Origin of the sequence: Streptomyces pyxinae (assembly GCF_024756275.1) — a bacterium.
Classification (GTDB): Bacteria; Actinomycetota; Actinomycetes; order Streptomycetales; family Streptomycetaceae; genus Streptomyces; species Streptomyces pyxinae.
Genome location: NZ_JANUGQ010000006.1, coordinates 208,186 through 220,399, shown reverse-complemented (window position 1 = coordinate 220,399; position 12,214 = coordinate 208,186). Strand labels below are relative to the sequence as shown.

The 12,214-nt window shown below is 73.8% G+C and carries 10 protein-coding genes and 1 riboswitch; of the genes, 5 read left to right on the top strand and 5 right to left on the bottom strand.

The features are described from left to right. Positions 1 to 35: 35 nt before the first annotated feature. A complete protein-coding gene (gene otsB, locus NX801_RS10060) occupies positions 36 to 986 on the top strand; it encodes a trehalose-phosphatase (RefSeq protein WP_258786950.1) in 951 nt (316 codons plus the stop codon). Between the two features lie 54 nt (positions 987 to 1,040). Here the strand turns inward: otsB and NX801_RS10055 are convergent, their stop codons facing one another. After that, on the bottom strand, positions 1,041 to 2,420 hold the full coding sequence (locus tag NX801_RS10055) for an alpha,alpha-trehalose-phosphate synthase (UDP-forming) (RefSeq protein WP_258786949.1): 1,380 nt from the start codon (positions 2,418 to 2,420) through the stop codon (positions 1,041 to 1,043). A 365-nt stretch (positions 2,421 to 2,785) separates the two neighbouring features. After that, the gene (locus tag NX801_RS10050) at positions 2,786 to 3,796 is read right to left on the bottom strand and encodes a glucosyl-3-phosphoglycerate synthase (RefSeq protein ID WP_258786948.1); all 1,011 of its coding nucleotides are present in this window, start codon (positions 3,794 to 3,796) and stop codon (positions 2,786 to 2,788) included. 166 nt (positions 3,797 to 3,962) lie between these two features. After that, positions 3,963 to 4,119, top strand: a riboswitch (SAM riboswitch). On the opposite strand from NX801_RS10050, the gene thrC reads away from it, so the two are divergent. From thrC to groL, 4 genes are all read left to right on the top strand, one after another. Then, entirely contained in the window at positions 4,113 to 5,453 is a 1,341-nt protein-coding gene (thrC, locus tag NX801_RS10045; protein ID WP_258787007.1) for a threonine synthase, read from the top strand. It overlaps the preceding riboswitch by 7 nt. 405 nt (positions 5,454 to 5,858) lie before the next feature. Then, entirely contained in the window at positions 5,859 to 6,137 is a 279-nt protein-coding gene (locus NX801_RS10040; RefSeq protein ID WP_258786947.1) for a ubiquitin-like small modifier protein 1, read from the top strand. Positions 6,138 to 6,668: 531 nt separating this feature from the next. Continuing rightward, positions 6,669 to 6,875: a cold-shock protein gene (locus NX801_RS10035; protein WP_003967346.1), complete on the top strand. Its 207-nt coding sequence runs from the start codon at positions 6,669 to 6,671 to the stop codon at positions 6,873 to 6,875. 575 nt (positions 6,876 to 7,450) lie between these two features. Continuing rightward, entirely contained in the window at positions 7,451 to 9,073 is a 1,623-nt protein-coding gene (gene groL, locus NX801_RS10030; RefSeq protein WP_258786946.1) for a chaperonin GroEL, read from the top strand. Between the two features lie 196 nt (positions 9,074 to 9,269). On the opposite strand, the gene NX801_RS10025 is transcribed toward groL, so the two are convergent. The 3 genes from NX801_RS10025 to NX801_RS10015 all read right to left on the bottom strand — a co-directional run bounded on the left by NX801_RS10025 (position 9,270) and on the right by NX801_RS10015 (position 12,117). After that, complete coding sequence (locus tag NX801_RS10025; RefSeq protein WP_258786945.1) at positions 9,270 to 9,824, bottom strand: Uma2 family endonuclease; 555 nt, start codon at positions 9,822 to 9,824, stop codon at positions 9,270 to 9,272. Continuing rightward, positions 9,812 to 10,666, bottom strand: coding sequence for a hypothetical protein (locus NX801_RS10020; RefSeq protein ID WP_258786943.1), 855 nt, complete (start codon positions 10,664 to 10,666; stop codon positions 9,812 to 9,814). The genes NX801_RS10025 and NX801_RS10020 overlap by 13 nt, the downstream gene beginning before the upstream one ends. A 281-nt stretch (positions 10,667 to 10,947) precedes the next feature. Further along, positions 10,948 to 12,117 carry an MFS transporter gene (locus tag NX801_RS10015; protein ID WP_258787006.1) on the bottom strand — a complete coding sequence of 390 codons (1,170 nt, stop codon included), beginning with the start codon at positions 12,115 to 12,117 and terminating at the stop codon, positions 10,948 to 10,950. Positions 12,118 to 12,214: the final 97 nt, after the last annotated feature.

Here is a 12,214-nt window from a genome sequence, read left to right as displayed (position 1 = left end):
TGTGCGCCCCGGCGACCGGGGATAGGTTCCCCCACATGGGCAGCACCCCCGACGACATCACCCCCGACGTCTCTCCCGACCGCACCACCGTCCCCGGCACCACCGCCCCGGACCCCACCGGCCCCGGCGCCCCCGCCGTCCCCGGCATCCCGGAACCGGCCACCCCCGCCGGGCGGGCCGGGCTCGACGCGCTGCTGGCCGACCCCGGCCGGGCGGTCGTCGCGCTGGACTTCGACGGCACCCTCGCCGACATCGTGGCCGACCCCGAGCAGGCCCGCGCCCACCCCGGCGCGGTGGAGGCCATCGCCCGGCTCGCCCCCCACCTGGCCGCCGTCGCCGTGATCACCGGCCGGCCCGCCGGGGTGGCCGTCGAGTACGGCGGCTTCGCCGGAGTGCCCGGCCTGGAACACCTGGTGGTCCTCGGCCACTACGGCGCCGAGCGCTGGGACGCCGGCACCGGTACGGTCCGGGCCGCTGCCCCGCACCCGGGCGTGGCCGCCGTCCGCGCCGAGCTGCCCGGGGTGCTGGAAGGGTCCGGCGCCGGTCCCGGCACCTGGATCGAGGAGAAGGGCCGGGCGGTCGCCGTCCACACCCGCCGCGCCGAGGACCCGGCCGCCGCCTTCGAGCTGCTCCGCGGCCCGCTCACCGAGCTGGCCGCCCGGCACGGGCTGGTGGTCGAGCCGGGCCGGATGGTCCTGGAGCTGCGCCCGCCCGGCATGGACAAGGGCGTGGCCCTCACCGAGCACCTGCGCGAGACCCGGGCCCGCTCCGTGCTGTACGCCGGCGACGACCTGGGCGACCTGCCCGCCTACGCGGCGGTCGGGAAGCTCCGCTCCGACGGCCTCCCCGGCGTCCTGGTGTGCAGCGCCAGCAACGAGGTCCCGGAACTGGCCGACCGCGCCGACCTCCGCCTCCCCGGCCCCGCCGGAGTCGTCGCCTTCCTGTCGCGCTTGGCCGACACCCTGGAGACCCCGCCCGCCGCCTGAGCCCCGCCCGGGGGCGCGAGCCCGGGCGGGGCCCGGGCTCGCTACGCGGGCCCGCTACGCCGTCGCCGCGCGGAGGGCCTCCAGCTGGTCGAGGAACCAGCGGGCCGGGGGAAGGGCGGTGGCGGCGGCGGCCAGCCGCTTGGAGCGTTCGGCGCGCTCGGCCGGGGGCATGGAGAGCGCCTCGTGCAGGGCGGCGGCCGTGGCGGTGATGTCGTACGGGTTCACCGTCACCGCGTCCTCGCCCAGCTCCTCGTACGCCCCCGCCTCCCGGGAGAGCACCAGCGCGCACCCCTCGTCGGAGACGACCGGGACCTCCTTGGCGACCAGGTTCATGCCGTCCCGGATCGGGTTGACCAGGGCCACGTCGGCCAGCCGGTAGGCGGCCAGCGAACGCGCGAAGTCGTCCTTCACGTGCAGCACCACCGGCGTCCAGTCGTCCGTGCCGTACTCGGTGTTGATCTCCTCGGCCAGCCGGGCCACCTCGGCCGTGTACTCCCGGTAGACCGCGAGATCCTGGCGGGAGGGATAGGCGAAGGCGACGTGCACCACCTCTCCACGCCACTGCGGGTACTCCGCCAGCAGCGTCCGGTAGGCGTGCAGCCCGCGCACGATGTTCTTGGACAGCTCGGTACGGTCCACCCGGACGATCGCCTTGCGGTCCCCGATCTGCTCCCGCAGCGCGGCCATCCGCTCGTCCACGTCCGGCCGGCGCGACCGCTCCCGGAGGAACTCCGCGTCCGCGCCCAGTCCGTGCACTCCGATCTCGGTGGAGCCGGTGCCGCCCAGCAGCCGCTCGCAGCAGCCGGCGAAGGCGTCCGCCCAGCGGCGGGTGAGGAAGCCCAGCCGGTCCGCGCCGAGCATGCCGCGCAGCAGCTCCTCGGCCACGTCGTCCGGGAGCATCCGGAAGTAGTCGGCGGGCGCCCAGGGGGTGTGCGAGAAGTGCCCGATCCGCAGGTCGGGGCGGAGCTCCCGCAGCATCCCGGGGGCGAGCGTCAGATGGTAGTCCTGGATCAGCACGGCGGCGCCCTCCGCCGCCTCGGCCGCCAGCGCCTCGGCGAAGGCCCGGTTGTAGGCGCGGTACGCCTCCCACTGGCGGCGGAACTCCGCGTCGAAGACCGGCTCCAGCGGCGTCTGGTACAGCAGGTGGTGGACGAACCAGAGCACCGAGTTGGCGACCCCGTTGTACGCGGCGGCGTGGGTCTCCGCGTCGATGTCCAGCATCCGTACGCCCGGCTCGGAGATCCCGCGCCGCACTGCCTCCCGGTCGCCCTCGCCCAGCGCCGAGCAGACCCAGAGCGCCCCCGCGTCCGGCCCGATCGCGGAGAGCCCGGAGACCAGTCCGCCGCCGCCCCGCCGGGCCTCCAGCGAGCCGTCGTCTCGGGGGGTGTAGCTGATGGGACCACGGTTCGACGCGACAAGAATCTGGGCTGCCATGGCAACGAACCTAGCCCGCCGGGGAACCACTCAAACGTACGGCGATCCGGCCAGACGCGTACCCGCCGACCCGCTGGTCAGCACCCCGCCACCCCCGGCCCCGGCCTCCCGGTCCCGCCCCCCGGGCCCCGCCGCCCCGGTCCCGCCCCCCTCGGGCCCGGCTCCCCGGTCGGCCCCCGGCCCCGTCGCCCGGCCCTGCCGCCCGGTCCGCCACCCCCAGGCCCGGCCTCCCGGCCCCGCCGTCCGGTCCGGCCCCGGCCCTGCCGCCCGGCCCCGGCCCCCTCGGGCCCGGCCCCCCTCGGCCCCGGTCCCCCCGGCCCCGCCGTCCGGTCCGACCGTCCGGCCGCCCGGGTCCCGGTCGTCGCTCAGGCCACCCGGCGGCGGCGGGCGTACTCCGCGATCTCGGCCATCGGCGGCCGTTCCTCGGTGTCCACCGGGCCGGTGGACGGGACGAAGCCCTCGGCGCCGCGCTCGAACTGGGTCAGCCTCGGCCGCACCAGATGCCCGCGCGACAGCCGCACCTGGGCCGTCCGGTAGATCGCCGCCGCCATCCGGCCGAGCGCCCGTTCATCCTGGTGCCGGTGCAGCCGGACGCCCACGTCCACCTGGGCCAGCGCGTCCAGCCCCACCGTGTGCAGCGCGTCCACCAGCAGCGCCAGCTCCACCCCGTACCCCACCGGGAACGGCAGCCGTTCCAGGAGCGTGCGGCGCGCCGCGTACTCGCCGCCCAGCGGCTGTACGAAGCCGGCCAGCAGGGGCCAGTGCAGATTCAGCAGCGGCCGCGCCACCAGCTCGGTCACCCGCCCGCCCTGCCCGCCGCCGGAGCCGGCCCCGGCGGCGGGCCCGGGACCGGCCCCGGCGCCGATCTCGGCCCCGGCCCCGGAGCCGCCTCGGTAGGGCCGGTCGTACATCGCCTTGACGAACTCCACCGAGGGGTCGGTCAGCAGCGGCCCCACGATCCCGGTCACGAAGTCGGCCGAGAACTCCCGCAGATCCGCGTCGACGAAGCAGACCACGTCCCCGCTGGTCGCCAGGAGCGAGCGCCACAGCACCTCGCCCTTGCCCGGCACCGCCGGTATCCGGGGCAGGATCGCGTCCCGCGCCACCACCCGCGCCCCGGCCGCCGCCGCCACCTCGGCCGTACGGTCGGTGGACCCGGAGTCGACCACCACCAGCTCGTCCACCAGCGGCACCGCGTCGGACATCAGCTCGCGCCGGATCACGGCGACGATCTCCCCGACCGTCGCCTCCTCGTTCAGCGCGGGGAGCACCACACTGACCGTGGTGTCCCGCTTGGCGGCCAGCAGCCGCTCCGGCGGGCGGTCCCGCACCGTCCAGGACCGCCGGGCCAGCCAGCGCTCCACCTCATCCAGCACGTGATCTCCATCTCGCGGTGCGGACGACCGGTCCGGTCGTCCAGGGGTTCGGTTACAGTCTTGAACAACGTGGCCGGCCACCGCATGGCGGGGGTCGCACGCGCATCGCCGAAGAGGCACCCGCGCACCACCGAAGACAGACAACCGAAGAACCACAACCGCATACCGCTCATCCAGAGGGGCAGAGGGACACGGCCCGTTGAAGCCCCGGCAACCCTCCAGCCGGCACTCGTGAGATCGCCTGACGATCGCACCGCGAGGCCCCGGCTAGGGAAGGTGCCAATTCCGTCTCATGGCGAGATGCGCCATGAGGAAGATGAGGAGAAAGGGCCTCGCCTCCATGGCTGTTCAGACCGTTGACACCCCCCGGACGCCCGGTACCGGAGAGGGCCACGGCCCGGCCGTCGATCTCGGACCCGCCGCCGCGCTGTCCTGCCGCGAGTGCGGCGAACGCTTCGCGCTCGGTCCCATTTTCGCCTGTGAGCTGTGCTTCGGCCCGCTGGAGGTCGCGTACGACCTGCCGGCCGGTGACCCCGAGGCGCTGCGCGCCCGTATCGAGGCCGGCCCCACCAGCATCTGGCGGTACGCCCCGCTGCTGCCGGTCCCCGCCGACGTGGCCGAGCGGCCCAATCTGAACCCGGGCTGGACCAAGCTCGTACGGGCCGACAACCTCGCCCGCGAACTGGGTGTCGAACCCGGAAAGCTGCACATCAAGGACGACTCCGGGAATCCGACCCACTCATTCAAGGACCGGGTCGTCGCCCAGGCGCTGGAGGCCGCGCGCGCCTTCGGCTTCACCACCCTCTCCTGCTCCTCCACCGGCAACCTGGCGGGCGCGGTGGGCGCCGCCGCCGCCCGCGCGGGCTTCCGCTCCTGCGTCTTCATCCCGCACGACCTGGAGCAGGGCAAGGTCGTGATGGCCGCGGTCTACGGCGGTGAACTGGTCGGCATCGAGGGCACCTACGACGACGTCAACCGCTTCTGCTCCGAGCTCATCGGGGACCCGGCGGGCGAGGGCTGGGGCTTCGTCAACGTCAACCTCCGCCCGTACTACGCCGAGGGTTCCAAGACGCTGGCGTACGAGATCTGCGAGCAGCTCGGCTGGCGGCTGCCGGACCAGCTGGTGATCCCGATCGCCTCCGGCTCCCAGCTGACCAAGATCGACAAGGGGCTGCGCGAGCTGATCGAACTGGGCCTGGTCGAGGAGAAGCCGTACAAGATCTTCGGCGCCCAGGCCGAGGGCTGCTCCCCGGTCTCCGCCGCCTTCAAGGCCGGTCACGACGTGGTCCGCCCGCAGAAGCCCGACACCATCGCCAAGTCGCTCGCCATCGGCAACCCGGCCGACGGCCCCTATGTCCTGGACATCGCCCGCCGCACCGGCGGCGCGGTGGAGGACGTGAACGACGAGCAGGTGGTGGCGGCGATCAAGCTGCTCGCCCGCACCGAGGGGATCTTCGCCGAGACGGCGGGCGGGGTGACCGTGGGCGTGACCCGGAAGCTGATCGAGGCCGGTCTGCTGGACCCCACGCTCACCACCGTGGTCCTCAACACCGGCGACGGGCTGAAGACCCTGGACGCCGTGGCTCCCACCACCGGCCCCACCGCCACCATCCGTCCCAGCCTGGACGCCTTCCGCGCGGCCGGCCTGGCACACTGACCGGCCGCCCGGGCGCCTGACGGCCCGGGCGTTCCCGGGCGCCCGGGCGCTCCCGGCGCTCTCGTGCCCGCGTCCGCGCCCGTGTCCGCCGTCGTGTGTCCACGTGCCCGCGCCCGCGCACGCCGTCGCGCGGCCGGGCGCGGCGGCCGTACGGCGCCGGGGGCGTACCGCCGCCGCGGGAGCGGGCCGGAGCGTGTACGGCCAGGGGGGTACCGCGGCTCCGGAGCCGCCGTGCCGGTGCCCGGCGCGGCGCCGGATGCCCGTACCTTTCCGGCCATCGCCCGAGCCGCCGAACCCCGCCCTGTCCCCCCGCCGCCCTGTCCCCCCGCACATCCCACCGAGCCCGATCGATCACGCCCGGACGAGCCCGTATCCGAGGGCACGAGGGCGAGAAAGCAGGACCCCATGAGCGTCAGCGTCCGCATCCCCACCATCCTGCGCACCTACACCGGCGGCCAGGCCGAGGTCACCGCCGAGGGCGCGACCCTCTCCGAGGTCATCGAGTCGCTGGAGCGCGACCACCCCGGCATCGCCGCCCGCGTCCTGGACGACCAGGGCAAGCTGCGCCGCTTCGTCAACGTCTATGTCAACGACGACGACGTGCGCTTCGAGAACGGTCTGGCCACCGCGACGCCGGACGGCGCCGGTGTCTCGATCATCCCCGCCGTCGCCGGCGGCTGCTGAGCCGTACGGCGCGTCGTACGGCCGGCCGTACGACCGGTTGTACGGCCAGTTGTACGACCGGAGACGGCGGCCGGCGGGCGGCGGGGAGCCCGCGACCGCCGTTTCCGGCCACGGAATCGCCCCCTTCGGGTGTCCTGAGCGAAGGGGGCCGTTCCGCATGGTTGAGCGCGGTAGAGTTGGGGAAGCCCGCGCCGCCGCTCATGTCACGCGCATATGAAAAGGCGCCCCGGCCCGACAAGATGAAGTCAAAGTGGCCCCGCGACATGCGGAGTTTGCCCGCTTTTCCCGGCCCGAGTTGCCCGGGATTCCGCCGAAGCGCGGAGTAGGTCCGTTCCCGCCTGCCCGGATTTCTCGTCCGACTGACCTGTTGCAGACGGCAGTTGGGCAGATACATTCAGCGGCGGTCGACGCGTTCCGGCGCACACCCCCCACCTCTCGGCCCCGGCGCCGGGGGGCCTGTTCGGGGGTGAGGTCTGACCCGGGTCCGCGAAGTGCGGTCCTGTGCAAGGGCCAGTAATAGGGGAGTTAGGCATGGCTCAGGGCACCGTCAAGTGGTTCAACGCGGAGAAGGGGTACGGCTTCATCGCGGTCGACGGTGGTGCGGATGTATTCGTCCACTACAGCGCGATCCAGATGGACGGCTACCGCACCCTTGAAGAAGGTCAGCGAGTCGAGTTCGAGATCTCGCAGGGCCAGAAGGGTCCGCAGGCGGACATGGTCAAGCTCGCCGTTGGCTGAGTGCCGCGCGATCGACCATTGACTCAGCAGCGCGCCGAGGGGTTCGTGTCCGAGGAGGGGCACGGGCCCCTCGGCGCGTCTCCGCCCCGGTCCGCCCCGGTCCGGTCCGGTACACCCCGCCTCGCCCCGGTCCGCCCCGCCTCGGTCCAGTCCGGTCCTGTCGGTGGTGCGCCCCCGCCCGCTTCCCGCCCCCGGCGCGAGCGTGCCCGGTATGCCCCGGCCCACGTCCCGCCGCCGGCGCGTGCCCGGCCCGGCCCCGGGCGCGTGTTCGGCCCGGCCCCGCTCGGGCTCCGGCGCGTATGCGTCCCTCCTCTTCGCCCCGCCCTCCGGACGGGTGTCCGGAGGGCGGGGTTCCACTGTCCGGAAGCCGGGCGGGCGCGCGGGATTCGCTTGCACTCGCAGGGGTCGAGTGCTAATCATTGGCGTTAGCACTCGACGAGTGAGAGTGACAACCGAGGATCGGGTCGGTGAGGCCCGCGGGCCAGTGGGGCAAGGAACCACAGGGGTCGCGAGCCGTCCGTCGCGGGCACCAGCGCGGTCCGGCTTTTCCACCCCGTCCGGGAGGACCACTTCACATGGCCAAGATCATCGCGTTCGACGAGGAGGCACGGCGCGGCCTCGAGCGCGGCATGAACCAGCTCGCCGACGCCGTCAAGGTGACCCTGGGCCCCAAGGGTCGCAACGTCGTCCTCGAGAAGAAGTGGGGCGCCCCCACGATCACCAACGATGGTGTCTCCATCGCCAAGGAGATCGAGCTCGAGGACCCGTACGAGAAGATCGGCGCCGAGCTGGTCAAGGAAGTCGCCAAGAAGACGGACGACGTCGCCGGTGACGGTACGACCACCGCGACCGTTCTCGCCCAGGCGCTCGTCCGCGAGGGCCTGCGCAACGTCGCCGCCGGCGCCAACCCGATGGCCCTGAAGCGCGGTATCGAGAAGGCCGTCGAGGCCGTCTCCGGCGCGCTGCTGGAGCAGGCGAAGGATGTCGAGACCAAGGAGCAGATCGCTTCCACGGCCTCCATCTCCGCCGCCGACACCCAGATCGGTGAGCTCATCGCCGAGGCCATGGACAAGGTCGGCAAGGAAGGCGTCATCACCGTCGAGGAGTCCCAGACCTTCGGTCTGGAGCTGGAGCTCACCGAGGGTATGCGCTTCGACAAGGGCTACATCTCGGCGTACTTCGCCACCGACATGGAGCGTATGGAGGCGTCCCTCGACGACCCGTACATCCTCATCGTCAACTCCAAGATCGGCAGCGTGAAGGACCTCCTGCCGCTCCTGGAGAAGGTCATGCAGTCCGGCAAGCCGCTGCTGATCATCGCCGAGGACGTCGAGGGCGAGGCCCTGTCGACCCTGCTGGTCAACAAGATCCGCGCCACCTTCAAGTCCGTCGCCGTCAAGGCCCCGGGCTTCGGTGACCGCCGCAAGGCCATGCTGAACGACATCGCCATCCTCACCGGTGGCCAGGTCATCTCCGAGGAGATCGGCCTGAAGCTGGAGAACGCCGGTCTCGACCTGCTGGGCCGCGCCCGCAAGGTCGTCATCACCAAGGACGAGACCACCATCGTCGACGGTGCCGGTGAGAGCGAGCAGGTGCAGGGTCGCGTCAAGCAGATCCGCGCCGAGATCGCGAACTCCGACTCGGACTACGACCGCGAGAAGCTCCAGGAGCGTCTGGCGAAGCTGGCCGGCGGCGTGGCCGTCATCAAGGCCGGTGCCGCCACCGAGGTCGAGCTCAAGGAGCGCAAGCACCGCATCGAGGACGCGGTGCGCAACGCCAAGGCCGCCGTCGAGGAGGGCATCGTCGCCGGTGGTGGCGTGGCTCTGATCCAGGCGTCCTCGGTCTTCGAGAAGCTGGAGCTGTCCGGTGACGAGGCGACCGGCGCCAACGCCGTGAAGCTCGCCCTGGAGGCCCCGCTGAAGCAGATCGCCGTCAACGGTGGTCTCGAGGGCGGCGTCATCGTCGAGAAGGTGCGCAACCTGCCCGTCGGTCACGGCCTGAACGCCGCCACCGGCGAGTACGTCGACATGATCGCCGAGGGCATCATCGACCCGGCGAAGGTGACCCGTTCCGCGCTGCAGAACGCCGCCTCCATCGCCGCGCTGTTCCTCACCACCGAGGCCGTCATCGCGGACAAGCCGGAGAAGGCCGCCGCGGCCGCTCCGGGCGGTATGCCGGGCGGTGACATGGACTTCTGATCCTCCGGGATCACTGCCGGTCCGGTCTCCGGGCCTCCGGAACTCCCGGACCGGCGAGTCCTCCGGATCGCGTGCCCTCCCGGCCGCGCGACCCGTACACCGAGGGCGGCACCCCACTCCAGGGGTGCCGCCCTCGGGCGTTCCCCGGCCCGGGGTTCCTTGCCCCCTTGTTGCCGCCCGGCCCCCTGGGAGGGCGTCAACGGGCGTAGTTCTTCAGCCTTTCCGTGTCGAGCGTGACCCCCACGGGGTCCGGCAGCCGCAGACTCGCGCCGTACGCGTGGCTGGTACGCCGCCGGTAGTCGCCGCTCGCCGGGTCGCTGTGCACGACCACCCGGCGTCCTCGCCGGTCGACGAACACCTGGACGGGCACCCCCGCACGGGCGTAAGCGCGGCGCTTGGCCCGCCGGTCGCGGGGGTCGCCGGGGCGGAACGAGCTGACCTCCACCGCCATGAGGCCGCCGTCCGCCGGGTGCCATTCACGCCGGCCGGCGAAGTGCCCGAGCGGCGCCAGAAAGCCGTCCGGGCGGAGCCGGGAGGGCGGGTCGGTGCCGACGCGCAGGCCTGGCAGCAGGAACAGGCCGAGTGCGGGCCGCTGTTCCCGGCACCGTCGCAGCAGCCACTGCAGAATCGCGCCGTGGTCGCCGTCCCGGGGCGGTTTCTCCCGCAACCGGCCCTCGATGAGCTCCAGTTCCACCGTTTCGGGGGCGCCGTGCGCCAGCTCCTCGAAGTGCTCGGTGATCACGTACGGCACGGCTCCGGCGGCAGGCCGGTCGCGGCTGCCCGGGCCCGGGCAGCGTGGGCGCGTACGCGGGCGGGGGAGAGGAGGCGGGCGGACGGTGGTGGGGCCGGCCGGCCCCGGCAGGGGCCGCATTCGCCGTCGAGCAGCGCCTCGGGGCGGGCCGGGTCGCCGCAGCGGGCGCATTCCAGCACCCGGAGCGGCGGGCGGACCGGGCGGATGCGCTCGGGCGGGATCTTGTCGGTCAGCCGCCGGTGGAGCAGGGCGAACGGGTGGTGGATCACCGGCGGCAGCCCGGTCGTCAGGGCGTACCGGACCTGGCGCTCCTCGGCGCCCCGGTCGAACCACGCGGTGACCAGCGGCGCCAGCCGGGTGCAGTCGGCGGACGACAGGGTCAGTGCCGGGGTCTCCCGGGTCAGCGCGGCGAGCAGCACGAAGGCCCGGGAGAGCGTGGTGCGTTTCGGCCGGTCCTCGTCCGGGACGTCCCCGCGCTGGAAGGCCGCCCACCAGGCGTCGTCGCGCGGGGTCCGCGACCACCAGGTCCGGGTCACCCACCGCGGGCCGCCCGAGGTGTCCGTCTGCTCCCGCCCCCGGCGCAGATACCCGGCCCTGACCAGGTTGTTCAGCGCCGTACTGACCGCCTGCTGGCCGTAGAGCGGCAGCACCGAGGCCAGCGTCTTGTGGCCGATGTCGGAGCCGTCCGGCAGCCGGTCGATGTATCCGGCGATGTACTGCTCACGGTGCGGAAGCTCCGCGAAGTCCGCCGCCGAGCGGGGACGTTGGCCCGGCGCGGACCGTTTGCCGTAGCCGGGACTGGCGAGCGGGTGCGCGGCGGCACTAAGCTGGCTCTCAGCCATGGGATCGCTTTCTTTCAGGTTCGACGATCTCGACGGCCAGGCCCTCGAAGGTGTTGCCGCACCTCGGGGGCTGTCGTCATTCGGGCACGTTAGAGCCTCTTCACCGTTCGTGGCAAATGCGTCGCTCCGCGTCAAGCCCTCGCCAACTGCCGGGGTGGGCGGGTGGGTTCATCCAGGCCCTTTACCCATTCCTTGCAAAGAGAGCCCGGCCCCCGAAGCTCAAGCCCCGGAGTGATCCGGCCCGGACGGCGGCCCCGGAGGGCGTCCCGGTGGGCAGTGGCTCAGTCGCCGGTGGGTCCGGCCGCCGGACGAATGGCGGACGCCGACGGGATCGCGAAGAAGACCAGAACCGCGAGACCCGCCACCCCCGCCGCGAGCGCCAGGGCACCCGGGAGGGACCGGGCCGCGACCGGTCCGGCCACTGAGGCCCCCACGGCGAATCCGGTGATCTTCATACTGGCGCCGGTGGTGAAGATCTGGCCGCGCAGCCGGTCCGGGGCCTCCCGGTGACGGACCGCGAACAGGGCGGCCAGCTGGGGGCCCTCCCCGGCCCCGGCCAGGAGTACGGCCGCGACGAGCGCGGTGGGCCGACCCGTCACGGCCAGCGCCAGGGCGGCGGCCTGGACGGCGGCTCCGGCCCAGATGACGGTGTCGGGGGCGACCGAGCGCGGAAACCGGGCGAGCACGGCGCCGGCCAGCAGCGCGGAGACCGCCGGGCCGGAGAGCAGCAGCGCACCGCGACCGGCTCCGCCCAGGGCCCGTTCCCCCAGAAGCGGGAGACAGGCCGTCAGCATGCCCTGGGCGACACAACAGACCACCGAGGTGGCGGTCGCCCGGGCCAGGGAGGGCCGACCGGCGACGGCCCGCAGACCGGCGGCGAGGTCCCCGGCCACCGAGGCCGGGCGGGCGCCCCGTTCCCGCCCGGCCTCGGTGGGGCGGGCGCCCCGCTCTCGGCCGGGACGCGCGGGCAGCCGCCACGCGGCGGGCAGCGCCAGGGCGATGAGCCCCACGGAGACCACCACGGCCGACCGGGCCCCCAGCAGTTCCGCCACCCCGCCGGCGAGAGCCGGACCGGCCAGACTCGCGGCGCTGAACGTCATGGCGTCCAGCGCGGTCGCCCGGGGCAGCCGGTCGCCCGCCACCACCCGGGGGAGCTGGGCCGTCCAGCCCCCGGAGAGGGCCGGACCCGTCAGCCCCGCCACCACGGCGACCAGGAGGGTGACGGCGAACGGCAGGCGGCCGAGCCCCGCCAGGACCGCGCCCAGGCCCACCGCGTACAGGAGGAGGGCGCCGGCCAGCAGACGGCCCGGCCGTTCCGCACGGTCGAGGAGCACCCCGACCACCGGCCCGCCGGCCGCGGCGGAGACCGTGATGCCCGCCAGCAGCGAGGCGGCGTCGACGGCCGATCCGGCCAGGGCGAACTCCGCCGGCGTCAGCGCCGGCCCCGACATCTCGTCCCCGGCCCGAGCCGTCACGGCCCCGGCGACATAGGGGGTCGAGGAACATCGGAACGGAAACCGGCGCTAAGCCCTTCCGCCCTCTGTGAGG

Bases quoted from the DNA above. Each gene is read 5' to 3' on its own strand.
- NX801_RS10055 (WP_258786949.1), bottom strand. From the start codon at position 2,420: ATGGCAGCCCAGATTCTTGTCGCGTCGAACCGTGGTCCCATCAGCTAC.
- NX801_RS10035 (WP_003967346.1), top strand. From the start codon at position 6,669: ATGGCTCAGGGCACCGTCAAGTGGTTCAACGCGGAGAAGGGGTACGGC.
- NX801_RS10015 (WP_258787006.1), bottom strand. From the start codon at position 12,117: ATGTCGGGGCCGGCGCTGACGCCGGCGGAGTTCGCCCTGGCCGGATCG.
- thrC (WP_258787007.1), top strand. From the start codon at position 4,113: ATGAGGAGAAAGGGCCTCGCCTCCATGGCTGTTCAGACCGTTGACACC.
- NX801_RS10040 (WP_258786947.1), top strand. From the start codon at position 5,859: ATGAGCGTCAGCGTCCGCATCCCCACCATCCTGCGCACCTACACCGGC.
- otsB (WP_258786950.1), top strand. From the start codon at position 36: ATGGGCAGCACCCCCGACGACATCACCCCCGACGTCTCTCCCGACCGC.
- NX801_RS10020 (WP_258786943.1), bottom strand. From the start codon at position 10,666: ATGGCTGAGAGCCAGCTTAGTGCCGCCGCGCACCCGCTCGCCAGTCCC.
- groL (WP_258786946.1), top strand. From the start codon at position 7,451: ATGGCCAAGATCATCGCGTTCGACGAGGAGGCACGGCGCGGCCTCGAG.